The following is a 26,534-nucleotide window of genomic DNA, read 5'->3' on the forward strand; positions in this document are numbered from 1 at the left end:
TCATTTATTTGATTTTACCGGCAAAGTGAGCCGCCACCAGGCAATCGACATGATACAAAGTACTGCTCCCAGCAAACACAGGCCCAACCAGCCGTAATGCGCATACACTGTAGTTCCGGCGATGGATCCTGATCCGCTTCCGATGGCATAAAAGATCATGTAAACGCCCACTACGCGGCTATGCGATTCTGCGCCAATATCAAAGATCATTCCCTGGTTGGTCACATGCAATGCCTGTGCGGCCAGATCCAGCAACAGCACTCCTGCCACCAGAGCCCACAGGCTTAGTTGCGTGAATGCGATCGGCAGCCACGACAGCAGGAGTAGCAGCAATGCAAGTCCTGTAGTCCACTCTCCTTTCCCCTGGTCCCACAAAGCGCCTGCCCTGCCCGCGCCCAGGATCCCTACCACACCAATCAGTCCAAAAGACCCGATCATGGTATGCGACAATTCATGTGGTGGCCCGCTGAGCGGCAGCACCATGGTTGTCCAGAATGCGCTGAACACAGCAAACATGAACATGGCCAGGATACTTCGTGTACGCAACACCGGTTCTCTTATAAACAAAGTGTACATAGACCGCAGCAAAGACCAGTACGATTGCTTCACAGCGGCCACAGGTGCATCCGGCAATCTTTTATACAGTACCAGGATCATCATACCGGCAAGTATAGCCGAAAGGATGTACACTGATCTCCATCCCCAAATATCTGCCAGCAATCCTGCCACCGTTCTTGCCAGCAACAGTCCCACCACCACGCCCCCCTGCGCGGCTCCCACCACCCGGCCTCTTTGCGATGGCCGGGCCAAAGTAGCAGCATAGGCAAGCAATCCCTGCGTCATGGCTGTTCCCAGCAAGCCTAGTGCCGCCATGCCTGTCAGCAATACTGGTTTTGTTTTCGCAGTGATCACCAGTACCAAAGCCAATACCAATGCAATCAGTTGTCCGATCAACAGCTTCCTGCGATTGAGCATATCACCCAGGGGCACCAATCCAATCAATGCCAGGGCGCATCCAATCTGAGTGGCAGTGATGATAATACCTGCAGATGCTTCTGTAATGTTGAATTGACGGCTCATGGCATCCAGCAGCGGTTGCGCATAGTAAACATTGGCTACGCTAATGCCACAGGCAATTGCAAACAGGAATATTGTACTACGGGGCAGAAGCTTCTCTTCGATCTTTTCCTTTTTGTCCTTGCCTGCCTCATTCATTCTTCTTTCTGCATCATTCCCCTGAAAGCTTATCAGTGACTGCTTTCCGGCTTCTGTTCCTGTTTTATCCAAGTTCATTTTTATTCTTTTTAGGATGGCGGATAATTGTATTCTCTATTTTGTACCGAATGGTACAAAATAGAGTAAAAAAAATTATTTCAGGATATTCAGTTGTGATTCGATGAGCTCAGACAGTATCTTGTTATCAGGATACAGTCTGCGTGTGATGCCCAGACCATTCCAGATGGTGATCAGTTGACGGGCCAGTAATTCCGGGTCTTGTTTCTTGCTGAGCGAACCTTTTTTTTGAGCAGTCAGGATGGCCTTGTAAAAGATCTTTTCCAACTGAAGCAACCAGTTGGAAGCTTTTTTCATGAGCAAAGGATCGGAGTTGGACAATTCCGCGATGGAATTGCCGAAAAGGCAACCATTCAGGTGAATGCTCTTACTGGTTGTGGCTATACTGCGGAACAGGCTTCGTATTCCTTCCAGCGGATCAGAATGCGCCAGCATTTCCTGTTCGAATGTTGTCATCTGTTGTTTGCGGTAACGGATCAGGGCTTTCTCGAACAATTCTTTCTTGCCTCCTTTGAAAGCGAGATAAAAACTACCCTTACCGATACCCATCGCTTCCAGCAATTCCTCTGTGGACGCGGCTTCATAGCCTTTGGCCCAGAATACGGGAACAGCTTTATCGAGGATCTCTTCGGAATCGAATGTTTTAGGTCTGCCTGCCATGAGGCGTCAAAGGTATATATTGTACCGGATAGTACAAAATATTCACCAGGTGCAAAGAAACAGTCTTTGGAAAAGATTAACTAACCCTGCTTTTCCGGAAATCGTATTTTGTATCTGCTATGCGGATGCTGTTCATTTTAGCGGTGATCCTTTTTGTTGCATGCCAGGGACGCGGCAAGCCTGCATCCCAGGCGGTAGCATACGATACCACTACCCTTCCGGAAACATTTACTGATCAGGCTGTGCCAGATTCAATGATATTGAACAGGTTCATGGACAGTTTTTTCAGCATCAAACCTGTAGCAGCTTTTGCAGGTAATCAGCTTGCCACCCCATTCCAAAAGATGGCTGCTGCTTTCATAGACACAAGCGGCATGGAAAGAATTCCGCTTCATTTTACCGATACACTGATTTACAAATACAACAAAGACCGGGAACCTGTTTTATCCAGAGAGATCAGCCGGAGCAAACGGTTCACCGTGGAAGTGCAAAGTTTGCCGGACTCCAGACTGGATGGGGAAAGAAAAATATTCGTCAATGGCCGGCAGCTGAGGGCAGGCATCGGGCTGGACACCAGCCTTGCAGGTTTTTTCTATTATTACAATTTTGAGCTGAACTCTGAAGAATCCTGCCTGCTGAGATTCGGAAAAAAGGAATACCTGTACCTGAAAGGCTTCAGCCATAACTGTACAGGAACAGCCTGCAGCGTGAGTTTTCATATCCTTTATGATCTGGCAACACACAAGGGGTTGATCAATGAGCAATACCGGATGGAACTGCCTATCGGCTACGACAGGCAAAACAATTGCCCGGTTTTTCTTGAATCGAAGCAGGAGGATATGTTTTACGATGCCTGGGAAAGTATCCTCTATTCAGGAAAACTGTACAAATGGACCCCGGAAAAAGGCGCGAGACCTGCACTGAACAGGAAAGGAGATACTATTCAATTTGAAGGATATGAAAGAACGGGCAGGGATTCACTTTTATTGATCAAAGCTGTATTTCCTGATCATTGAGCGGATACTATAATTTCAATAACCCAACTTTATGCAATGTGTTCACGGGCTTATTATCCCAGAACAATTCAAAATCTTCAAAACCGCTCTCTTTATAGCTGTCCATCACTTCCTGGAGCGTATATGTCTTAGGGTTAGACACAGATAATTTGTTCAGCATATCTGCCAGCCAGTTCCCCTGCTCACGATTAACGCTGATGCTGAATTTCCCTTTTTTATCCTGGAAGGAAAGTTCCGTCATTTCCCACTGATTACCTTTTTTGGATTTGGTGAAATGCTCTACAATGGGTGATCTGCCGAGCCAGACGATCTTTGAGCTGGGTTTGGCGGCAGCATACAGGTCCTGTGTAAGTACCTGTTGAATATGATCCGGGGCTACCCTGGTTTTCGGCACTTTAAAATCGAACCATTTCTGCAATGGTTCTTCCAGTCCGATCCCGTGCATGTAATTGAGCAGTGATTTTTTCAGTCCGTAACTGAATGCTTCATGGTCTGCACCGGTTTCATCGATATGTACGATATCGTTATTGGCGAAGGTGCCGGTTGTATCGTTTTCCTTTTTTACATTGAACTTTTCCGGTTGTAAACCAACAGGGCTATGGGCAGTCATGGTAAAGAGATGCCAGAACGCTGATTGCAGGATGCCTGCAGCAAACATTTGCCGTATCATTTCCAGGGAATCGATGGTTTCCTGCGCAGTTTGCGTGGGGAATCCATACATCAGGTAGGCATGCACCATGATGCCTGCTTCCGTGAAATTGCGGTTCACCTGCGCCACCTGTGCCACAGTGATCCCTTTCTGGATCAGTTCCAGGAGGCGGTCACTGGCCACTTCCAGTCCACCGGAAACAGCAATACAACCCGATCTTTTGAGCAACAGACAGAGATCGCGGGTGAAACTTTTCTCGAAGCGGATATTCGTCCACCAGCTCACCACCAGTTTTCGTTTGATGATCTCCAGTGCTAGAGCGCGCATGAGTGCAGGCGGGGCCGCTTCATCCACAAAGTGAAAACCATTCTGTCCTGTTTGCCCGATAAGTTCTTCCATCCTGTCAACCAGCAGGGAAGCCGCGATTGGTTCATAGAGCCTGATATAATCCAGAGAGATATCACAGAATGTACATTTACCCCAATAGCAACCATGCGCCATGGTGAGTTTGTTCCAGCGGCCATCGCTCCACATGCGGTGCATGGGGTTTACCACTTCGATGGCATTGATGTATTTGTCGAGGAGAAAATCACGGTAGTCCGGCGTGCCTACCTGTCCCTGTTTGTAATCAGAACAGGCTTTATTATTGAAATACGTCACTTCACCATTCACAAGTGTAAAAGTGCGCTTCAGTTCTTCCTTCGTTTTACTGCCTTCGATATGATGGATGAGGTTTTCGATGGGCGCTTCACCATCATCCAAAGTAATGTAATCATAGAATTCGAAAACACGGGGATCCGAGAGCGAGCGCAGCTCTGTATTGGCAAATCCGCCACCCATGGCCACTTTCACATCGGGATAATGTTTTTTGATCCATTGCCCGCATCGGAGTGAAGCATAAAGATTTCCTGGAAACGGAACAGAAATAGCTACCAGTTTGGGTTGCACAGTCTGCATATGCGATTGCAGGATATCGATCAAAAGATGGTCGATATAAGTGTATTCTTTCTTTAGTTCATTGTAGAGTTCATCGAAACTATTGGCAGAGCGGCCGAGTTTTTCTGCATATCTGCTGAAACCGAAATGTTCGTCTACACATTCCCGGATGAAGTCTGACAGATCCTCCAGGTACATGGTGGAGAGGTGTTTGCCTTTGTCCTGGGTTCCCATGGAGCCGAAGGCCCAGTCGAGGTCTTCCAGTTGAGCAAAGCGGCTGGCTTCCGGAAGAAAGTCCCTTTTACAGATCCTGTGCGCGAGCGTAGGGTTATGGCCTTGCAGGAAACTGATCACATCGTCGATGGTAGTGATATAATCCTCCTGCAGGGCGATGATGCGGGCAATATTTTCTGAAACCGTTTCCGGTTTATGGTTGTTGATATGATTGAACAGCGCTTGTAAACCTGCATTGCTGAACAAAGCCAGGGTAACTTCGATTCCCAGGTCGGCCTGAAAAGAAGAAATATTCCGGGTATTGAGGAATCCCTTCAAATAGGCCGTGGCCGGGTAAGGCGTATTCAATTGCGTAAAAGGCGGCGTCAGCAAAAATACAGTTGCGCTCAAATCGGGTAATTTCCGGCAAAATTAGGTGAAAATGGCCGGAGTTGTGGCTCTTGCCCTGCTGGTGCGATTATTGAAGCCGGATGTTTACTGCTGAGTGCAAGCCAGTCTCAACAAACTGAATGTAAAAAACGGTACATTAAAACACCTACCGGATACCTGATGGTTTTGCGGGAAGGCGATAATGTATTTACACAAATAGAGGAATTAGCGAAAAATGAAAAGATACCATCCGCCAATTTCATGGGAATGGGATTTGCGGGTAATGTTAGTTTTGGGTTCTATGATTTCGATAAAAAGAAATTAGATCCCAGGCTCCACGAAGATCACAGTGATTGTACATGATCAGAAGCTGGAGAGAAAAGTGAAACAACCGCTGAACGCGAATGTGCTGCAGTTACCTCCATGCGAGGAGAAATAAAAAGAGCGGGTTGATCGCCCGCTCCTGTTACATCTACTATGCAATTACTTCCGCCGGGTGTTTTACCAGTTGTACTTCGGCATTGATCTTCACTTCATCACTCAAAGCTACGCCACCTGTTTCCAGAACAGAATTGAAGCTGATGCCCCAGTCGCTGCGTTTGATCTTACCTGTTACCGTAAAACCGGCTCTTTCCCCACCCCATGGATCTTTGGTTACACCACTGTATTCAACATCCAGGCGTACGGGTTTGGAAACACCTTTCAATGTGAGTTCACCTACCAGTGTAAAATTTTCGTCTCCTTTGTCTTCAACTTTCGTTGACCTGAATTCCATTTGAGGGTGATTATCTGTATCGAAGAAATCACCATTACGGAGATGTGCGTCTCTTTGTTCATTATTGGTGGAGATGGAAGCAATATCTGCAGTGAGTCGAACCTGTGCTGTAGCGAAGTCTTCCTCTTTAGTGTCCATTTCGATATTGAAATTTTTGATCGAACCTGAAACGTTTGTGATCATCAGGTGTTTGATCTTGAAACCTAATTCGCTGTGTAAAGGGTCCAGCGTCCATTTTGTATTTGCCATAAGATTGTTTTTGAGATCTGATTTGAGATTTGACAAAACAAAATTACTTTGAGGTAGTGGCGGGAAGTGCAAACTATACAAAAGGTAAGTAGTAACCTGGAGGTTAGTGGGATGCAATGGGTTCCTTCATACCCATTTACAGGCAACGCCCTGGTGTTTTTTTTAGAACTGAGTAAAAAGTTTATTATATTGTCTGTCATAGTTTGACAATAATTAACCCTTAGAATTAACCCTTTTGCTATGCACAACCCTATTCTATTGTTCTCTATGCCCGGCGGTACCGAGTGGCTGCTATTGTTGATTGGACTTCCTCTTTATTTTCTGCCTACAATTATTGCTGCTACCAGACATCATCAAGCTACTATTGGTGTATTCTTCCTTAACCTTTTTTTGGGTTGGACTTTCCTTGGCTGGATCGCGGCATTGATATGGGCTTTTTCTTACGGATCGAGAGCAACGCAAACTGTTATAGTCAATAACTCCTCTCAGCCGTATTCGCAGGCCGATAATCCAAACTTCTCTTCACAACCCCAATCCGATAGTTCACAAAAGCAATCAGGCACCCAACAGGAAAAGATAGACCAACTGCGTCAATACAAGCAATTGTTAGATGAGGGTGTTATCACTAATGATGAATTTAATAAACAGAAAGAAATTATTTTGGGGCAATAGTATTACAGAGCTTTATCCCAATAGCTCCCTGTTCCTTAACAGCCCCGTTTCTGTTGAAATCGTAAAGCCAGTGACACCTGTACCAGATCTTCCAGCAACTCGTCTTTCACAAGTGCAATTACACTGCCTGACTTGTAAGTAATACCCCATTTTGTACGATCTATTGAGAGCGACGCCATAGCAACAAGATCCTCACCATCCCTGACGATCGTGGCCGGGAAATGGATTTCCTGAGTAATACCCCGCAAGGTCAGTTGACCGGTAATATTAAATGAAGAATCACCAGAGACTTTAATTGCGTTAATTAATTTGAACCTTCCCCTGGGATACTTCTTCACATCAAAGAAGTCAGGATCTTTCAGATGCGATATCAGTCCGTTATCGCTGCTTGTATCTTTTTTGTCGGTAGTGGTAATTGTATTCATATCCAGCTCAAAATAGCCACCTTCAACAGAGCCATTGGCATTGATTGTAAGCGTGCCTGTCAGGGGTTTGATATAGCCCTGATGTCCATTTCCTCCCATAACATTCATGCCTTTCCAATTGACAAAGCTTTCTGGTATAACAAGGGAATAACCTATTACATTTCCCACCCAGATGGAATCTGTCGGCAATTTGGCAGCAATTTTAGTTTCAGTGATAGCCGCCGCTGAACTATCGCGGCAGGCAACAGCACAGGTCAGTAAAAAAAGTGCGCAGACTAACAATAAGATTGACCGCATATAATGTTGATTTATGTGATGATAAAAGCAGAAAAATAGAACCCCGGGTTGATGATGCAAACCTAAACTGCCTTTAAGCAGGAGTGGTAAAAGCGTGGTAAAAACTTTGTAAACGAATGTAAAATCTGACAAGCGACACTGGAGCTCACAGGGAATGCTGTAATTTTAAGTATGAGTTGGAAAGCCATGGTGGCAATGGGCGCCGCCCTTATTGTTATCGTTTCCTGGACTGCCATCCGTGGCCGGGCTACCCTGCCGGCTACAGATATGGCAACTGAAAAGTTGGTGATCCGGCAGATCGGTCATCAGTTACTGTTACATGCCGGCGATTCCTCTTCCCGCATCCTGCCTGTGGAAGAGCGGGCGAACAGGGAATACCTGATCCGGTTTGCGGCCCCCTTTTCTTTTTTGCCGGATACATTGTTGGCAACTGTTCGCCGGGTAATAGCGGCCAACGGCCTGCCCTCCAGTTACCGCGTGGAAGTGATCCAATGTGATCCACCGGCTGAAGTGATCTACGGATTCCAGATATATAAAGACAGTGCACGGAATGTAATCCCTTGCCTGGGTCGCATACAGGAAAAAGCTTGCTACAATATACTGATCAGGTTTACTGAAACCGAAACCGCCGGTATCGACCCATTTTCCAGTGGCCTGTTGTCGGGCAGCCTGGTGGCTATTCTGGCAGCCTTATTACTCAGCACACTGTATTTGAAAAGAAGAAGAGCTGCTGACAAGGCAGGCAATATGCCAGCCCCTGGTTCCTCAACCGGGAAAACAATGGATGGTCAGGAGACACAGAACATTCAACCAGATCTGCCGCAGGAAGAACTCAAAGAGGAATTGCCTGAGTCATCCGGTATTACTATTGGTAACCTGCTTTTTTTGCCGGATAGTCAACAACTGGTAGCTGGTTCTTCCGTCATCACCCTCACAGCCAAAGAAGCCAAACTGTTGCATGTTTTTGCCCAAGCCCAACAGGAAGTGATAGACCGGGATCAGTTGATGAAAGAAGTGTGGGAAGATGAAGGTGTCATCGTTGGCCGCAGCCTGGATATGTTCGTATCGAAATTGCGGAAAAAGTTGCAGGCAGATAGGCGCATTAGCATCCTGAATGTACATGGAAAAGGGTATAAACTGGTGATTGGTCAAGAGGCCTGCTGAACTGTTTTCATAATTACCTTGTCGGAAAAACGAACAAGTGAAAGAAAATAGAACATAACAAGAACTGCTATGATAATGATCGACATTCTAAAAACAGGACATTCATGCGCCGGTATTTTCATAATAAAATTTCTGCGCCCCACCAGAGGAAGGAATTGATCTAAGTATTAAGAAAATAATTCTTTCTAAATGGGATTATTAAGTACCAGCAATGCTTTACAACTGCGCGAAAAATAGAATTTTGTGGATCAAGAACAGCCGATATGAATCGGGCTAAAACACAAAACCTGCGACTAGCGCGGGCTAAAATGCTGAGCGAACCGGATTGGAAGTTTTTCGAACCTTTTACAGGAAGACTTGAGAAATCTTCCTGGCTTCAGTAAGGCCAATATTGAGGCTGATGTCCGCCAGCGTAATTTTTAAAAGCCCTGCAGATTAAGATCGTCACTTTCCCGAATTTCTACTTTTTTTCCCATCTTTTTCTGGATAATGTCAAAATGATGCTGGTCATCAGGGCATATCAGCGAAACAGCCTTGCCCGAAATCCCCGCCCTGCCGGTACGGCCGATTCGATGAATATAATCTTTGGGAGAACGTGGCAGCTCGTAGTTAATGACTATAGGCAATTGCTGAATATCAATACCTCGCGAAGCAAGATCAGACGCTACCAGTACCCGCAGCTTGCCTGCTTTAAAACGTTGCAGCGTTTCAAGGCGAGCAGTTTGACTCAAGTGGCCGTGCAAAGAAGCTGCCTGTATTTTATTTTTGATAAGCTTGCCGGTAAGGTTATCTGCCGTTCTTACGGCAGAGGTAAATACCAGCACCTGCTGCATGCCTTCATTCTTGATCAGGTAACGTAAAAGCGGCCCTTTACGTGCTTCGGTTACATGATAGGCAAGCTGTTCAATCAGTTCTATACTCTGCTCTTCATCTACCACTTCAATCGTTACTGGCTGGCGTAACAGGTGACGCTGCATATCTTCAATATCTTCACTGGCAGTGGCAGAGAACAACAGGTTCTGGCGTTTGGCCGGTAGCAACTGAAACACATTATCCATCTCCTCTTTAAAGCCCAGGTTCAGCATTTTATCGGCTTCATCCAGCACCAGTATATCTACTTGTGACAAGTGCACAGTTTTATGGTGTATCAGATCAATCAATCGGCCCGGAGTAGCTATTAATATTTCAATGCCATGCAAGGCCATCATTTGTGGGTTGATGGAAACACCACCATACACCGCCATTGTTTTTATATCATTTGGCAGGTAAGCGCAGAAGGTTTTACAAACATCATTTACTTGTATAGCCAGTTCCCGTGTGGGCACTATTACCAGTACCCGCACGTGTCTGTCTTTCTTTTCTACCCGGCGCCGGCACAATTCCAATATAGGCAATACGTAACCGGCAGTTTTGCCAGAGCCGGTTTTAGATATGCCGAGTATATCCTTTCCCTGTAAGATAGCAGGAATAGACTGCTGCTGCACAGGCGTAGGTTGTGTAAATGACTGCTCGCCTATTGCCTTTAATAACGGTGCGGATAAACCCAATTCGGAAAATGCCATCTTCTTTTTTGCGCAAAGCTATTGTAAATACTGCGTTTTATGGCTTGTAAAGTAAGTGGAGCAAAATCGGCTAATCGAACGGCGGACAATGACGGCCCCCAACTTCAGCTTCATCAATCCTGGTTGTTATCCCCGATCTTTAGGTTCGAAACCTGATTTTGAAGGTATATTTTAGAACACAAAAAAGCCTTCAAATTCAATCGAATTTGAAGGCTTAATATTTTTGAGTGAACCGGATTGGAAGTTTTTCGAACCGGCTCAGACAGGAACTAACAACATTATCTGGCGCTTCAAGCAGGTAATTTACACAGCTCCTCAATAAGTGCCTTACGTGCTTTGAATTGAGTAGAAAGACTGGACGAAATTTTCTTAACCTTTTCTTTTCCTTCCTTCCACTGAAGTATTTTTTCCAAAATCCCTCTAACAAAGACATAGTGATTCCGGCCGGTATTTTCTTTCAAATATTGGGTAATAGCTTTATAATAAGCATCCACCAATTCAGATAGATAATTATTTGGCAGATATTGTGAAAAAGATTCCAGTAAATGTAACTGTGGATTCCTCTGAAGCAAGTTTACGAGCTGAGGCCAATATGATTCTTCAATGAAAATAGCCGCAATGTTTTCTGCATTAAGTGATCTGTCCAGATGAGCAAAGTTCTTGTTTGATGTTTCAAGATCATCTATTAATTTGAAAACAATCGCCGGCCATTCATCCGGAAGGTAAGTGCCTTTTAGCACACGATAGTATTTCATATCATGGCCCTCATACAGATCCAGGGAAATTGCCCGAACCTGATCAACATCTCCCTGGAGTTGAGCTATTTTCAATTGAAGTTCTTTGAATTGGTCTATTGTTCCGGCCAGCTTCTTTTTCTTTGCTATAGATATCCCGTCAACACAGAGCTTTTTAGCCTGATCAAAATCCTTTAAAGTGATGCATTCTTCAATAAGGCTAATTCTTAATTCTGTGTATTCAAGATGATGAAGTCTCAGTTTGGTAGCATCTTCGTGCGCACCCAAATTTTGCAGTAATCTGATCTTGTGTTTAAGTAACCGAACCATATCAAATTCGACGGACCATTCTTTTGAAATTATATTCAACCCAGATAAAAGTTTATCGACAAGAGCAAGTGCCTTATCCTGCTTGTATTTGTCATATGCAGCTTTTATCGCCAGCCCAAGCCACTCATCATCAAAACCTGCAAAGTCGTATTTCTTTTCCTGGGCCGCTTTCAATGCTCCCTCAAATATGCGGTTTCTAAGATCGCCGGGAATGGGCAGATCAAGTAATCTATTGAGTAAAGAAAAGCTTTCGCTAATACAGGTGCCAGCATATCCACTACTGTCGTCCATATTTTCAACCATGTCATGAACTTCTTCAATAACAGCAAATGCGATGTCCGTGCTGATGGAAAAATGCCTCTGATTCAATGCCTCCTCTGCGTTTTGGACAAGTTGCATGGCGGGCTCCAAAGCTTCCCTGGCGTGGTAATAATCAATAAAGCCACTCCGGTCTGCCGCAGCTCTTGCAGCATTTTTAAGTAACCTGGAATATGATTTTCCATTTTCCTCTCCAAAATATCCTGCGAAATGAGCGGAAAATAGATCTCTGAAGCCCTTATTTTTTTTTGCATATTTCTTTACAAAATCCTGAAGTTCCTTTATTGGGATTTGGTTTAATGCTTCATCAACAGAGGGTTTCTTTTTTTTCTTTATTTTGTCTTCTGTTGTCGCAGCTACTGGTCCGATATCCAGAAGCAAAATTACCTCCCTGATGTAAAACAATGCAGCGATCAAATGTTTGCAAAATTCTACATCATGCGGGCAGTCACAGGAACAATCCACAATTTTCTTTTTTACCAATGACACAAAAACGTTGTAATCATCAGACCCGGCCACAATTCCTTCCCATTTTCCAGGATCAATTTCTTCCATTTCGATAATACAGCCATCCTCGTAATAGGCTTTGCCTTTCAGAATAAGCCTGCCATCTATCTGTTTTTCAAAAGTTTCAATATTCATCTGGCTGAATTTCATAAATTATTTGAAGTGTCTCACAAGCACCGTTAGCTATTTTGTAGCAAAAAAACGTAATTTTAGCTAAATTAGATACCTCGCTACCTGAATTAAAGCAAATCTTACTTATTATGGCAGTTACTTCTTTAGGATTTCAATGGTTAAAAGAGCATTATTATTTGGATCATCACATCCTGACTCATTGCTCTTATTTAGGTAGCCGTGGATCCATAGAAATGACTTCCAAAGGAAATATTGAACAAATATATGGCAGTGGATACGCTACCAAAAACAACACTCCATTAGAACATCTTGAATTCGGAATCAAATACGATGATCTGAACCTTGATTTTCTGCAATCTGTTTTCCGCAAGATGCGAAAGGGGGAAGTGGAAGCATTTATCCGGCAATCTCCTTCCGGCAAGTACCACCGGAAGATTGGTTTTTTGTATGAACTGCTTACCGGAACTGATCTAATGACTGAGCTACAGGTAAATGCCAATTACATAGACCTACTTGATGAGGAAAAATACATTACAGGGACTATGGTTAAGAATAGTAAATGGAGAATCAATAACAATTTGTTAGGTGATCATCAGTTCTGTCCGATTGTTAGAAGAACACACCGATTGTCTGGTCTTTTGGAAATAAATATAGAGGATAGCATCGGAAAGATTCGCCGCGAATATCCGGAAGATATCTTCAGCCGAGTGATCAGGTACCTCTATAATAAAGAGACTAAGTCTTCCTATGAAATTGAAAAGGAGCAGCCGTCGCCAGACAGAATGGATAAATTCATCGCTTTATTGATGAAGGCTGGCAGCGAAGATCCGGCAACAATGTTGAGTAAGCAAGAGCTGATCGCCCTACAAAATGCAATTGTTGATCCTCGATACGCAGCAAAGGATTTCAGGGATTTTCAAAATTATGTCGGAGAGCTTTTGCCCAATTACCAGGAACTGATCCATTATATCTGCCCACCACCAACTTTAGTGAATTCCTTAATGGATGGGCTTCAGGAATGCTGGTTCAAAGCGAATACGGTTCCTGCCAGCCTCAAGGCAGCCATAATATCATTCGGCTTTGTATTTATTCATCCGTTTGAAGACGGAAACGGCAGGCTTCACCGGTTTCTTATTCATGATATCCTTGTACAAGGAGGAATGGTTCCTAAAGGCCAGATAGTGCCCGTTTCTGCGCATATGCTCAGTAATCTCAAAGACTATGACTATGTACTGGAAAAATACTCAGATCCGTTAATGCTTCGTGCTAAATATGAGAAAAACCAGGTTGGAGAAATCAGTATATCCAATCTTGAAAATGTTGAAGGATATTATCGCTACCCTGATTTGACAGATCAATGCGTTTACCTTCTGGAAACGATACATGCTACGATCAAGGAAGATATGCCTGCAGAATTTGCCTTTCTGCAACGGTATGACGAAGCCAAAAAGGCTTTGCAGAATATTGTTGATATGCCTGACAAGGATATTAATCTGATGCTTATTTTTTTACATCAGAATAAAGGAGAATTTCCGAAGCGCAGAAGACTACAGTTTTCAAAATTAACTGATGAGGAAATTTTCCAGATGGCTAAGGTGTATAAGGAAATTTATGAACTGCCGTAATGATGCAAGCAACGGGATAGGATTCGAACCGCAATGCAATTGGAAGATAGGTAGATTCGGAAAGGAACGGTCTATATGACTGAAGCAGAAATACAAAACCCGCGACTAGCGCGGGTTTGAAATCTTAAGTGAACCGGATTGGAAGTTTTTCGAACCTTTTAAGGAAGGAGTTATCTCAAATAAAACCATTAATCAGCTAACAATCAATAGTTTATGGGTTTTGGTAGTTATTAAGTAGAGGTGATTTTAAGTCGGTTTAGAAGCGACGCTCATAAACTTTAACTATAGTTGCCGCATTCAATTGTTACTAAGCTCTGGGTAATTATTCTTCACTAATATATTTAGGAACGCTTTCCTAAAATTCTTATCTTCGGTATAGTCATAAGCAAGTCTTTGTGCATCATTGCATTTCGCTTGCTCTAGGCTTTGCAGCTAATCAAACATTTTATTATGTCAAAGATTGTAAGTGACTCCCATGTTACGGGAATGAAAGGCACTAACCTGTTTGAGCGGTACTGTTTACATCATCAACCTGTGATTATTTTTAAAGAAACTCTAAAAAGTGACTTCGGAATTGACGCTGATTTGGAGATGATGGAGAAAAATGAAAACGGTAAAACTACACCTACAGGTGAGATTATTAAAGTACAGGTTAAAACAGACGGGACAGGTGGTGTGGGCAAGTCCTATATCCGAAACTCCACACAAAATGGCTTCGACTTTTATGCTTCAAAGGAAGATCTTGACTACTGGATAAAATATAAAACTCACGGGTATGAAGTGCTACTGGTTGTTGTCGATGCTGTCAATGAAAAAATATACTGCCGTAAAGTAATTGAAACCGATATTGGTACAGTTACTTTAGCTATTAAGAAGAAGAAAAGCTATCCAATTCAATTTGACAAGGAGGCTCATTTACTCGAGACGGGTAAAAGTGATTTCCGAGAAAGATTCTCGAATACCTTTCGCTCCAGGGTGAATTATAATGTTACTGAAACTATTGTTAGTAATCTGATGAAGTTTCAAAAACATCCGCGTTATATGTATGCTTACAAAAGCAAATACAAGGACAACAGGGCTGTCAGAAATCTAGTAACAAGCGAAGAATCGGAGCTAAGTTTTGGGGACTGTCCGTTTTACATTGCGTATGGGAGTATTGTTTATACTTTCCATAGATTAGGCAAAGAATACGCCTTATTCAAATCAAAGGTGCTGATTGACGACAATCCTATCACCTACAACTATTCAGCAATCTTAGAAAGTGTAGTATTGCGAAGACACTATGTAGAGCTTTTGAATGAATATTTTAGGGACGATTTACGCAAAAAACGCTTGTTTTATAGCCGACAATATAAACGCTTTTATTTTAGCTTTAATCCGGAAAAGGATGAAGCCCCACTCACTGTTAAAGCCAAAACAAAAATACGGGAAGCAGAAGTGGATAGAAAGGTGGTTACTTGGCATGAATACGGGCAGAGTTATAAATTTTATCGCCATCTGGCCTTTAGTCTACATTTCTTATTTATCGAAGATACTCTCTACGCTACCTTAGGCCACAAATATTTCTTCACAGAAGATGGTCGAAAGGCATTGCCGCCGTTGGAAATTACAAAGTTTACCAATTTTCTTACCGCTAGAGTGTACAATGATGCGTATTATGGTTGGCTTCGTTTTTGGTGGATTTATCTATCAAAAGATAGTGAACAATGGGACGTTTTTGACTATAACGGTGTTACAATAAAACTTCAGTCCTTTTATGCGGAAGATGTACCATTCGGCATTCCCATGGAAAATAAAGTAGAAAAAGTTAAAGTAAAAAGCCGCAAGAAATCTACTTCATATTCAAATGAAAACACACTATTTTAATTATGAAAATAGAGCTGTTAAAAGAACCTCAACTGGAATTCGGTAATGACTTTATTTGCGATGATCCTAAAGTAGGTATCTCCTTAGGTGGTTTTTTCTCTCTGACAAATAATACTCATCGATCAGAAATCCACTATGGAATAATAGGTACGGAAGCTAACATTGCAGAGGCAATTGACTGGATCGGTGCATTTGATGAATACATTGAGGCTAAGGGTAAGGAAGAAAAGGTCGATCAAATAGACGATGCTGTAATTGAGGATGGTGAAATCGTCGATATCAATGATGACCAGTTGTCGTTATCCAGCCTCCTTTTTTTAAAGACCGAAGATGAAATTCAGGAAGGTGAAACTCAAAGGCTTAACAACACAAAGAAAGTTAACAAAAAAAACAACCCTGATTTTATCGGCTTCAATCCTCATAGTAAGATCAGTTCATCCTTTATCAATGATGAATCTAACAATCGAGACATACCATTATCTAAGTTAATGAATATCCTGAGAGATAAGACGATTAATGCTTTCGATAAAGCAATCAGGGTATGCGACCTATACATACAAGCATATGATTTCATCCTTACCAAAAGTATATCAAAACCAGCTGTTTGTTTTATCGTAATTCCTTCTGAGGTATTTAAAAAACTTTCTTCTATCAGCTTTGGTGGAAAAGGTTATTTTAACCTTCGCCGACATTTGAAGGCACAACTGATTACGAGACCCCAGGCCATCCCGGTACAGATCATTTTGGAAGATACTATTACCCAGAAAAAAGGCTCGTTGCAAGATTTATCCATGCAAGCCTGGAATTTTTGTGTCGCTACCTATTATAAAAGTGGATCTATACCATGGACGCTTTCGATGAATGATAAACATACCTGTTTTATAGGTATTAGCTTTCATAAAGTACTAAATGGGGAGCAGAACGCGATTCGATCTAGCGTCGCCCAAGCCTTCAACTATGAAGGTAAAGGATTAATTTTTGTAGGAGAACATTTTGAATGGAATGAACACGAGATGGATACTCCTGCACCGCATCTTACCCATGACTATGCGTATAACCTTATCAAAAAAGTGATTAATGAGTATAAAGTATTCAATAAGAACATGCCGCCTCTACGTGTCGTGATTCATAAGACAACTTCATATTGGGATGCAGCCGTTAACGCAGATTATGCGGAGGTGGAAGGGTTAAAAAGTGGCATTCGAAGTGAATTGGGGGAAGATGTAAAAATTGACTTAGTCACCATTCGTTCTACTGACATAAAGCTGCTTCGAGAAACCGGCCAGTACCCTGTCATGAGAGGCACACTACTGCATGTTGACGACGCCACCGGAATATTATATACGACCGGCTACATACCTTACTTTGAAACTTTTCCGAGTATGGCAATACCAAGGCCACTTGAAATAAGTGTATATGAGCAAGAATCATCACTTAAGAAAATCTGCGAAGAGATACTAGCATTAACAAAATTAAACTTCAATAATTGCAACTACTACGACAGTTTGCCGATTACTATTCGGTTTGCACAGAAGGTTGGGGAGATAACACAATACATTGAAAAAGATATTACCCCTCCCGATAAATATTTTTTTTACATGTAGTAATTTCTTTGAATTATCTCTTTCTTTTTTTATAAATTTTCCAATAAATATTATTAAAATAACTATCGGCCTCAAGCATATTTTGCAGTCCTAATTCTTGACTAATTTCTTCTACCAAATCGCAATACTCCTCATAGTCATTTCCATTAAAAGATTCTGGACTTGCTTTGATAAATACATCCCCCTCATATCTCAAAACGGTAATGGGATTCTTATTTAGGTTTGCAAAACGACGAGGTTCATATGTCATCATTATTTCAGTAATATAATTGATGCTAGCGCCTTTTATCCCTGATACTATTTGTTTAGCCTGTGTAAACAATTGTGAAGGCGATAAATGGATATTGGTTCTAATAAATCGAACAAGTCGTTGAAATTCCTGAAAATACGGGTAAACATCTCTCCTTAATCGAAGCATACTTCCACTATGCCACCAGCCGTGCTCGCCAGCTTCCCCAACTAAGTCATCCAAGAGGATTGCGAATTCAACTTGTGTTAATTTCTTAGCATCTGCAATTGCATTTAAGACTTTCATCGCTTCTTCATAATGCCATTGCTTTTCCTTGAATTCTTGCTTTCGTCTTGTTGTATCAAATTTTTCAAAATGCGCTTTTAGATTCAGATAGTTGAATTCTTTTTGGCTTTTACTCCTGTCGGGGGTGGCTTTAGTTTTCTTATTGTGAGTTTTTTGTGCCTCATAAAATGTCTCATATCTTCTTATAGCCAATAACGTTGCGACCTCTGACATTTCAGCAGAAAGTAGATGATCAAAATATCCTTTTGCATCTCTCCAAATTAAATCACTTGTAGATCCGTGTAATAACAAAGAGCATTCAATATTAGATGTAAGCCCACCTTCCGTAATATTTGCAGAACCAGACAGTATCGAAAAATGTTCCCCTTTTCTAAATAAAAACAATTTTGGATGAAAAACTAGTGAACGTTTATGTGCGTGAGCTAAATGTAACTTGCAATTCTTTTTAGCAAGAAATAATTGCCTTAGTGAACGTAAAGCTTTAGGCTCTGTTAATGCAAAATGTTGCCCTGCTATGATGTGTACAATTTTATTGCTATGAGCACACTTTTTAAGAATAGGAAATATTTCTTTCAAACCAGATGACTTCAAAAAGGCCGTGGCTATATACGCTTCGTCTGATTGTTCAACTAGTGAGGCTATAGTCATATTATGTGACTGTGCCTGGTGGTTACAAATAAATTGCATATAGTTTTTATGAAGTAAGAGTGATTTTTCCCTAATTACGGATTACTTGGTGTAAGTATGAATGTTTATTTGGAGGGATTTCTACGCTGCAAGGAAACACCTTATTATGTTTTTGGTTGAAGTGCGATTGATTTTTTTAACCTAACTCATGCTCTCTCATCGTTAGAGTAAGTAATTTTGAAACTACTAATTGATCATTCTAATGTAGTGTCTTCTTCAACTCTAACTTTTGGAAGGTCTTCAAATTCTTTTTGAACATTTTTTTTGTTTAGAACTCTATTCTGAATAAACGAAACAATACCCATTAACACAGATTCATCTTTTTTGTATATCGGATGCTCCTCAAGAAGTTCAAGGCAGTCAATTAAGTCTTTCTCTATTAACCGCAGTTTTTTAATGGCAATTGCATAAAAAAATTCAACTATGGCTTCTGAATGTTCGTCATCCAAATGCAGTATCATATCCCCCAGAATCGATTTCATTTGTAGACTCAATTCTTCAGAAAGGTGATATTTCAATTCATCGTCCTTGGCAGCTCTTAATATACAGGCTTGAATGATACCGTCGTTATAACGAACAAAGTTACCAGGATCTATTAGATGCCGAACGTATTCTGTCTGCAGGAGCTCCCCTTTATTCCTAATATCGTTAAGGATGCTTGCAATAATGAAGTATACCTCAGATTGAGAGGCAGTTACTGCAAAATCTTTAGTTGGCGCAAATGCAAACCCATTATTAATTCTTAATGGTTTGTCATGGAAAGATGGATGGAAAAGTTCATTATCAAGCCCCTTTTGTGATCCTGAGTCATTTAGAACTCTGCTTCTTACTTGGCAATACATTAGTGTCTTGCCAAACCTTTGTCCTGCATCTTCATCACAAAAATCATAAAGAACTTTCATGAACTCTGTCTCTATATGCCAAGGTGTTGCTATCGATTCTTGTGTGCAATGAATTCTTTCTACATTGGTAATTTTATATGTGCCTGGTCCATTTTCACCTAAACCTAGATTGGATTCGAGAAACTCAAATGAATCTTGCTTAGTGGTTCTGTTCATAAATGTAAAAAACATACGTTGATAGTCGTTCTCAAATTGCCTCAATGCTCTACTTAGAAAAAGTAGGTTTCTTCCAGTAACCACAGATGCGCTCACTACCGCAATTACGCCTTTTTGACCTGCCTTGACTGACTGGACTAATTTGTCATCTGCAATTATGCATGACCTATCAATGGTGGCTCCGTTTTTAGAAAGTATATCAACAATTAATTCTGCTAACTTTTTAGAGGCTATATCAGATAATGTTACAATATACTTTAATGAAGAAGGAAAACTTTGAATGACTCTTTTTTCAAACTTCGTATACATGCTTCTATAAGCATCTTTAACGCTTGGATCGCCCGTCCAACTATCAATCAAAGCTTCTAAGTCAATAAAGAGCTCGTATTTTCGATTTTGATTTGAGTTTTCTTTATAAAATACTCTAAAAATAGCTGGCACATTAATATTGGGTCGATAGTATCCTGATAGGTTACGTATGTGAGTTGGAAGATCAGATTTTTTAATAAGGTAAGGGGAAACAGCAGGTTTTTCGAGAAGAAAGACATCACCTTCCACAGGAATTGGTACAGATTTATCTTCACAAAACTTGCAAATTTCTCCATTATTCCTGTTATAAGACTTAAATGAAGCCAAACCCTCTGGATTTGAATTAGGATCTTTTTTTAAGTCGCAAATCACTTGAGGAATAAAAGTGGACTCTACACCTAATCCATAAATTACTGCAATGTCATTTAATTCAATAGAATGTGCGTTTTCTCTAGTCATCCGCCTCAAAATACTACCAGAAGTGGAAGATGAAATCAAAAAAATACTATTACGAGGTGCTTTAAAAGCGCTTTTTTCAAAAAGGCTATATGAGCCAAAACTTTCGACATGTATAGAAGTATTGGAAGGATCACCCAGTTCCTTCCGAAGATTAATATAGGCATATGCCAATGAATTGATGGAAGAAGTATCACAGTAAATATGGTGCAAATCTCTCTGCTTAAAGCGTGTCAACAAGGCGGAAGCAATGAATGTTATTTGGGCTCCATGTAATAGTACATTGCCAGGTCGCAGGAACCGGTCGCTGTGTTTGCCCGATGGGAAAACAAAGTGGTGTGCTGATCTTGAAATAATGAGCCCGTTGTTCTCAACAAAAATATTCGTTAGACCTCGATTATAAATTTCCTTGATTTCCGCTTCTGTGATAGCGCCTAATGCCGTATGAAAAATCCCTGACAACCCGATTGAGATTATCACGATATTGTTTTCGCTTGGATTTTGTTGAAATTTTGGAATATACTCGTATATGTCTGAGGTAGCTTGAAATAGGTTAAGAACATCGTTCTTATTGAAGTCTAAACAAATAATAATCAGTTTATCAGGTAGTGTATTCGAGAAAAAATAACTTCTGAATTGAAATTGAATATTAGATTTATTCAATAAGACATCTTTATAAGCAAAGAACACCACAAGATGATTTTGCCTCTGTAAGCCTTTTTGAGGAACGTCGACTATTTTGTAATAGTCATACATAAAGCAAGTCTTCATATCATTTTGTTATGGGATAAGCCATCGTTATTTGAGTCCCTTCAAACCAGCATAAGTCTTGAAAGTCTTCACTACTAAGTGTATTACAATCATACAGCTTAATATCCTTTGTGTTTTGGCTTTCAACATATGGTGTTGCTGTCAGGTCTCTAAATAGGCTAACCCTGCCCGTTCGTATTTTTAGAAACCCTCTTTTTTGATCTAATAACTTCAATACATCATCGAGCCCATAACCTTTATTCATTCTTGCCGGACCTTTTACCGAACTTTCCCCACGGACTAGGCAAGTTTTGATGATATTGACATCTTCATAAACTTCTGCATCTTCCGCCCAGTCAGATCCTTTATAGCGTTTCACCATACCTGGACCACTATCAAATACAGATATTTCTAACACTAAATTATCCCCATCTATTAGGCTCTTGGCATAATATTCTAATAATGCAGGATCCTCCTTTGCATTTTTTTCAAAATTGGCTTTGCTACTTTGATGTAACTTTATGTATAATCCTCTGGTATTAGGAGACAGTGTTTTTTGATCCAAATGATCTTTTATCGCATGTTCATTGGTATTACCCATTAGCTCCCAGATAATTCGAGTGGTTGTATCTAAAAGATCTGAGACAGCATTTGTAATTCGTGAACGGTAAATTGAACTAATCTTTTCAAATATGCGATAAGTCGTATTATCCAATTCCGAAGGGACACTTGCAAAGGAGTAATTGTTGATGTAGAACCAATGAGAAAGTCCTTTATCGACTGGGTAGTGATCGAAGTTTGGAATTACTATTTCAAAATTGGGTAAGTCTTGGAGGAAATCAATTCGTTTCCGCATATTATTAGTATGCTCTCGAAGCAAAGGTTTGAGATCAGTACCATCTTTAGCAACAATCTTAGTGTCTTTCCATACAGTAATAACGATTACGTATCCATAGTTACTTTCTATAAAATCTGCAAGCCCTTGTTTGTTATTCGGATCAATGTCAATTATGAGTGTACCGCGACAAGTACGAATCCATGTAAAAACGAACAAGAACAATGAAGGTATAACACCAAACCCTCTGTAAAAAACCTCACTAGGTATCTGCAAATCTACAACACCTTCAAGGGCGGCTGTCATGCTGCTACCAAGTTTGTCTATAAGCCCTGCAGTTACCTCTTTAGGGATGGAAAGTCTAGTTTTATTGAGACCATTATTTCCACTTATACTCATCGGCGTGTCTACTCTTTAAGTCAATGAAATACTGTTTTACTAAGAAACCCAAAGGATTTTAATCTTATTAATCAAAATCAAGCTTAACTAAAATATACTTTCACTAATTGTAATTTATTGGGCAAACAAGTTATTTTGTTCTTCCAGATTTGAAATTGATTTATGAGCCCACTCTATTTTTGAAAGTAGATTAAAAGTTCTGGCGTGCGCTTGCTTAAGTACAGAGCTGTATCTTCTAGGAATAATTGAGGTATGACCCTCATACCCTGGGTCAGCAACATCCCCCTCGCTATCAATACTAGACCCCAACACATAACAAATGATTTTTGTACTCTTGTCTACATGTCCGGCTTTCCTTATTTCCCTTGCATAATTTTTTGCCTGGTCTTTTTCCTGATAACCCAACTTAAATCCTCCTCTTTTCAGCTCAACAATTACAACGCAATCAATTCCGGATACATTATGTTCATCATCATAGCCGTCTCTTGAATAGACTCCAATTGAACTATCTGGGACTACCACAAAATCTGGCCGTCTTCCAGGTGACTCTAAGGCAGCATTTCCGAAATATTTCTTTACGATTGTAGCTAAAGTCCTATTAGAAGTAAAGCTTAGTGATTCAAACTCGGGTCCAAATATCCAAAGGCCCCTTTCAAATAATGGTTGTAAGTCATGCAACTCATCTGCGTTACTATTATTTACCAAAGGCTCTAGCTTATTAATCAGGTCAAGTCTCCATTGTAGCTCGTTCATTATTTTCTTAATGTCACTTATGCTCCATTCGTCTAGAATTGCATTTAGGCTATCCAAATCATTAGCCTTAAGTTGTGCCAATTTTTCTAATAATGAATAACCAGATCTTGATTTTTCCATATTTGCCAAAACTTTGACAGTACTTTCAAGCTCATTAACTCCAAAAGTGGGGCAATCTTTTTGGAACTCATCAATTATTTCAGATATATCTTGTCTAATGTGAGCTGGCAAAGTTTTTATCAAGTCTTTGTTTGCTGAAAACGCATCGTTTTTCCTTTCTGTTCTACTTGCTGTTAAAAGAGTAATCAAATCTTCGTTTATATGATCGTATACTTTTTTTAAGACATTGTTTAGCTCAGGCGAAGCATGAAAACCAGACCAGTCAGCTTTTACAAATGGCTTTAGAATATCAGCTTCTACGATATATACATAACGTTTCGCAATTGCATTTCTTCCATCAATTAATCTCCCACTAACATTTTCCCAACTTGGAGTACCTACTAAACGCCTATTTACCCACCATGCCACACCTTGATGCTGAGTTGTCCTATTATTCTCACCTTCAAATCTTTTCACTTTTACAATCCCGACATTTTCAATGTTAATCTCAGTTATGTCACTTTCTTGCTCTAACTCCTCAAAATCTACTTTTATGCTATTAATAGATAAAACAAATTCAGGATCTGCAATAAATTTTGAACCAACTACCTTTAGTATTGTATTTTGTGATAGGCTTATGTTTTTATTAGCAACACCACTAATGGTAGTTCCATGCATAGTGGATGTTTTTGAAGTTTGATTTTCGAGTATTTCAACTGAATAAGGGAAATCTCCCTTGGGAGTTTTAATCACTCTTGCTCTGGTTTTTTGCCCATCCTTGTGCGTTTCGACAATATATTCATTGCAGAAGCAAAACATTGCATGTCTTCCAATCCCATTTTTTCCAAATGCAGTTCTTTGTCTACCGCTTCGTCCTTTTGGAAATTCTACATTCCTCCCTTGCAATGCGATTCGATTGTAGTTAAGTTTTCCCCATCGGAAGCTGAACTCTTCTTTTGTCATTCCTAATCCATCATCGTGGATAAGAATTGTATCTCCAATTTTATCAGGCCACTTTATTTCAACATTACCTGCTCCCGCATCCCAAGCATTTGCTACCAATTCAACAATAGCATAGCGAGGATCATCAATGATTTGTCCAGCATGATGTTCAAGAAAATTTTCACCGAATGATAAAGACAGTTGTTCAGAAGGCGTTGGTGTAGCCATTGCTAAAACGGTTAAAATGATTTTATTCGAAGTGTATTCGAATTATGATCAAAAGACATTAATGTAAGAAATAGAGAAACAGTAAAGACCATAAGAGTGAATGAAAGAAGACTTAGATCTAATAGAACTTTCTTCTACTTTCTCTTACTTTTTTTCTCCATCTTGTCAAAAATCAAGTTCGTCACAATTCTCGGATCTACTCCAATCAGATCAGCTAACCTTTTAATATGCTTGATGGCAAAGTCTTCAGGTTTTTTTACCCGTTTCAGGAATGTATCATAGTGGATACCGACAGTCGTTTTGAGCTTGGTTTTACCCACGATACTAACGATTTCGTCCATATCCTCGATACTACCGGATTCCAGTAGTCGCTTGAGAGTCTTATATGCGTCCTGGTCTGCCATTAAATAATGAAGTTTGGCAAAATATCAATAACCTCCTGAAATACAATGGAATATTTCGATACTGATACTATTGATTCATATTTGAAATAAATATTTCGATTTTGAAATTTTATTATAACTTTGATCACATCAAACGTTAACCTAAAAACGAATCTGTCATGAATTCATCATAGTATCGCTTATCTTGCGAACACATAACTTATTTCAAGCGTGTTTGCTTTATTCCTGGTTCTGAAAACTACGACCTTTCAAATGATCCCAGAGTAATAAGGTAAATCGCTCACGTCTTGGCGTGGGCGTTCTTATATGGGATCAGGGTGTCGTAGCCCTTCAGACCGATAGGAACTAACCCACGTCATTTTTTTGTCCCTTCGCATTCCCGTTTCATTCAAATCTCTCAACATGAATTTACCTACCAGCTTACGGCAGGAACTATTCCGTTCCACCTTATCTGATGATGAGATTACAGATCCCTTCCTTGTCATCAAATCCTTCTTTGATTCAGGTTCCCTTCAAGACAACCGCGACCAGTTCAATACTCTTTTGGAAGTAGTATACACTGAAAGCTTCGGCGAACTGGAAAGCGGCGATAAATGGTTATTGACAACGCACCTTAAAGGCATGGAAAGACTGATCGATGCCAGTTACCTGATCCATAAAAGCCGCGATAAAGAGCGCAGGCTTTTCCATATGCAGGATGTTGAAATAACCGCAGTTCGTGCAGATACCACTAAGACCATTTTCCAGAAAATAGTAGACCTCATCAGAATCATTAGTGATGCAGGCAAAATCTACACTATCAAGTCGTCTGAAGATTCAGCCAACCCACACAATTCCCGATATGATTTCCTTGTATTACTGGATCATCCTCAGTTTGGATTCTTAGAAATGGAAAAGAAGATAGAGCAGGCATGCCAGGAATTTGGCTCAGTGGTTCCAACTTTTCACCGTATTGGAGATCTGAGAAACGAACCGGAGGTTGGTTTAATCCTGCATTACACAACTTGCACTAAAGAGAATCTTGTATTTGAACGTAACGATCAAAAGCTATCGTTTCCTGACAAATCAATTTGCCTTGCTATCGCAGCCAAAGCGAGAAAGCGGTTTGGACTAGAAATGAAGAAGGCGTTAGGCTTTCTTTCTGGAGCTCAATTCTGTATCTCCCACACGTTAGATATGAATCTTGGTACTTATTTGCTCCATCAGGCAACTGAGCTTTCTTGCCGGGCCATCCTGGCCAGCTACCTGGATTATCAGATTCATGGCCATAATCTTCACTTACTTCTCAGGCATATTCATAGAATTTCCGAAGACCTGACTAATATCCTTTCCAAAGGCACGCCTGCGGAGAATGAATTGCTCAATTTATTGAACCAATCATACTCCTCAGCCAGGTATACCAATAGTTTCAGCATAACTACCAAGCAAACTAATGAACTATTGAAGCGAGTTACTGCATTTATGAACACGGTTGATCAGACATTTGAACAAAAGATGAAAGAATTTGAAGCGAAATTCAATAGGTAAATGAATTGAGCCTCAATTGTCCTTATTGATCCTTAATTATTCTCAATGATTCTTAATCAATCCTCAATTGTGATGGTGCAGTAATTGATGAATTTCCAATAAGAATTCTATTGTTTCAGGAGGTAAAAGCGATTA

The 26,534-nt window shown here is 40.7% G+C and carries 20 protein-coding genes; 8 read left to right on the top strand and 12 right to left on the bottom strand.

The window, feature by feature from the left end; all coding sequences use genetic code 11:
- Both FSB84_RS25130 and FSB84_RS25135 read right to left on the bottom strand, forming a co-directional pair.
- The gene (locus FSB84_RS25130; RefSeq protein WP_207234225.1) at nucleotides 1-1,293 is read right to left on the bottom strand and encodes an MFS transporter; all 1,293 of its coding nucleotides are present in this window, start codon (nucleotides 1,291-1,293) and stop codon (nucleotides 1-3) included.
- 75 nt (nucleotides 1,294-1,368) lie between these two features.
- On the bottom strand, nucleotides 1,369-1,953 hold the full coding sequence (locus tag FSB84_RS25135) for a TetR/AcrR family transcriptional regulator (protein ID WP_130540598.1): 585 nt from the start codon (nucleotides 1,951-1,953) through the stop codon (nucleotides 1,369-1,371).
- A 125-nt stretch (nucleotides 1,954-2,078) separates the two neighbouring features.
- On the opposite strand from FSB84_RS25135, the gene FSB84_RS25140 reads away from it, so the two are divergent.
- Entirely contained in the window at nucleotides 2,079-2,969 is an 891-nt protein-coding gene (locus tag FSB84_RS25140; RefSeq protein ID WP_130540599.1) for a hypothetical protein, read from the top strand.
- 7 nt (nucleotides 2,970-2,976) lie between these two features.
- Here the strand turns inward: FSB84_RS25140 and FSB84_RS25145 are convergent, their stop codons facing one another.
- Nucleotides 2,977-5,178 (bottom strand): B12-binding domain-containing radical SAM protein, encoded by a 2,202-nt coding sequence (locus FSB84_RS25145; RefSeq protein ID WP_130540600.1) that lies wholly within the window; start codon nucleotides 5,176-5,178, stop codon nucleotides 2,977-2,979.
- A 159-nt stretch (nucleotides 5,179-5,337) separates the two neighbouring features.
- Here FSB84_RS25145 and FSB84_RS31240 point away from each other — a divergent pair, with 159 nt between their 5' ends.
- Nucleotides 5,338-5,520, top strand: a complete 183-nt coding sequence (locus FSB84_RS31240) for a PCC domain-containing protein (protein ID WP_225979884.1) — start codon at nucleotides 5,338-5,340, stop codon at nucleotides 5,518-5,520.
- A gap of 112 nt (nucleotides 5,521-5,632) precedes the next feature.
- Here the strand turns inward: FSB84_RS31240 and FSB84_RS25155 are convergent, their stop codons facing one another.
- On the bottom strand, nucleotides 5,633-6,181 hold the full coding sequence (locus tag FSB84_RS25155) for a YceI family protein (protein ID WP_130540601.1): 549 nt from the start codon (nucleotides 6,179-6,181) through the stop codon (nucleotides 5,633-5,635).
- A gap of 240 nt (nucleotides 6,182-6,421) precedes the next feature.
- Here FSB84_RS25155 and FSB84_RS25160 point away from each other — a divergent pair, with 240 nt between their 5' ends.
- Nucleotides 6,422-6,853, top strand: coding sequence for a superinfection immunity protein (locus FSB84_RS25160; protein WP_207234251.1), 432 nt, complete (start codon nucleotides 6,422-6,424; stop codon nucleotides 6,851-6,853).
- A 35-nt stretch (nucleotides 6,854-6,888) separates the two neighbouring features.
- On the opposite strand, the gene FSB84_RS25165 is transcribed toward FSB84_RS25160, so the two are convergent.
- Nucleotides 6,889-7,575 carry a YceI family protein gene (locus FSB84_RS25165; protein WP_130540602.1) on the bottom strand — a complete coding sequence of 229 codons (687 nt, stop codon included), beginning with the start codon at nucleotides 7,573-7,575 and terminating at the stop codon, nucleotides 6,889-6,891.
- A 171-nt stretch (nucleotides 7,576-7,746) separates the two neighbouring features.
- On the opposite strand from FSB84_RS25165, the gene FSB84_RS25170 reads away from it, so the two are divergent.
- Nucleotides 7,747-8,739: a winged helix-turn-helix domain-containing protein gene (locus tag FSB84_RS25170; protein ID WP_130540603.1), complete on the top strand. Its 993-nt coding sequence runs from the start codon at nucleotides 7,747-7,749 to the stop codon at nucleotides 8,737-8,739.
- A 419-nt stretch (nucleotides 8,740-9,158) separates the two neighbouring features.
- Here the strand turns inward: FSB84_RS25170 and FSB84_RS25175 are convergent, their stop codons facing one another.
- Nucleotides 9,159-10,301: a DEAD/DEAH box helicase gene (locus FSB84_RS25175; protein WP_130540604.1), complete on the bottom strand. Its 1,143-nt coding sequence runs from the start codon at nucleotides 10,299-10,301 to the stop codon at nucleotides 9,159-9,161.
- A 290-nt stretch (nucleotides 10,302-10,591) separates the two neighbouring features.
- Nucleotides 10,592-12,325 (bottom strand): SWIM zinc finger family protein, encoded by a 1,734-nt coding sequence (locus FSB84_RS25180; protein WP_158644111.1) that lies wholly within the window; start codon nucleotides 12,323-12,325, stop codon nucleotides 10,592-10,594.
- Between the two features lie 125 nt (nucleotides 12,326-12,450).
- On the opposite strand from FSB84_RS25180, the gene FSB84_RS25185 reads away from it, so the two are divergent.
- From FSB84_RS25185 to FSB84_RS25195, 3 genes are all read left to right on the top strand, one after another.
- A complete protein-coding gene (locus FSB84_RS25185; protein ID WP_130540606.1) occupies nucleotides 12,451-13,947 on the top strand; it encodes a Fic family protein in 1,497 nt (498 codons plus the stop codon).
- A gap of 450 nt (nucleotides 13,948-14,397) precedes the next feature.
- Nucleotides 14,398-15,813: a DUF4365 domain-containing protein gene (locus tag FSB84_RS25190; RefSeq protein WP_130540607.1), complete on the top strand. Its 1,416-nt coding sequence runs from the start codon at nucleotides 14,398-14,400 to the stop codon at nucleotides 15,811-15,813.
- 2 nt (nucleotides 15,814-15,815) lie between these two features.
- Nucleotides 15,816-17,417 carry an argonaute/piwi family protein gene (locus tag FSB84_RS25195; protein ID WP_130540608.1) on the top strand — a complete coding sequence of 534 codons (1,602 nt, stop codon included), beginning with the start codon at nucleotides 15,816-15,818 and terminating at the stop codon, nucleotides 17,415-17,417.
- A 13-nt stretch (nucleotides 17,418-17,430) separates the two neighbouring features.
- Here FSB84_RS25195 and FSB84_RS25200 read toward each other — a convergent pair whose 3' ends face one another.
- From FSB84_RS25200 to FSB84_RS25220, 5 genes are all read right to left on the bottom strand, one after another.
- The gene (locus FSB84_RS25200) at nucleotides 17,431-18,600 is read right to left on the bottom strand and encodes a phospholipase D-like domain-containing protein (RefSeq protein WP_158644112.1); all 1,170 of its coding nucleotides are present in this window, start codon (nucleotides 18,598-18,600) and stop codon (nucleotides 17,431-17,433) included.
- Nucleotides 18,601-18,833: 233 nt separating this feature from the next.
- Nucleotides 18,834-21,233 (bottom strand): hypothetical protein, encoded by a 2,400-nt coding sequence (locus FSB84_RS25205; protein WP_130540610.1) that lies wholly within the window; start codon nucleotides 21,231-21,233, stop codon nucleotides 18,834-18,836.
- Between the two features lies 1 nt (nucleotide 21,234).
- Nucleotides 21,235-22,446 carry a hypothetical protein gene (locus FSB84_RS25210; RefSeq protein WP_130540611.1) on the bottom strand — a complete coding sequence of 404 codons (1,212 nt, stop codon included), beginning with the start codon at nucleotides 22,444-22,446 and terminating at the stop codon, nucleotides 21,235-21,237.
- Between the two features lie 114 nt (nucleotides 22,447-22,560).
- Nucleotides 22,561-24,468 carry an ATP-binding protein gene (locus FSB84_RS25215; RefSeq protein WP_130540612.1) on the bottom strand — a complete coding sequence of 636 codons (1,908 nt, stop codon included), beginning with the start codon at nucleotides 24,466-24,468 and terminating at the stop codon, nucleotides 22,561-22,563.
- 134 nt (nucleotides 24,469-24,602) lie between these two features.
- Nucleotides 24,603-24,872, bottom strand: a complete 270-nt coding sequence (locus tag FSB84_RS25220) for a hypothetical protein (protein ID WP_130540613.1) — start codon at nucleotides 24,870-24,872, stop codon at nucleotides 24,603-24,605.
- 402 nt (nucleotides 24,873-25,274) lie between these two features.
- On the opposite strand from FSB84_RS25220, the gene FSB84_RS25225 reads away from it, so the two are divergent.
- A complete protein-coding gene (locus FSB84_RS25225; RefSeq protein ID WP_130540614.1) occupies nucleotides 25,275-26,399 on the top strand; it encodes a HEPN domain-containing protein in 1,125 nt (374 codons plus the stop codon).
- Nucleotides 26,400-26,534 lie beyond the last annotated feature (135 nt).

The sequence above is a fragment of the Pseudobacter ginsenosidimutans genome (genome assembly GCF_007970185.1).
In the GTDB taxonomy this organism is placed as follows: domain Bacteria; phylum Bacteroidota; class Bacteroidia; order Chitinophagales; family Chitinophagaceae; genus Pseudobacter; species Pseudobacter ginsenosidimutans.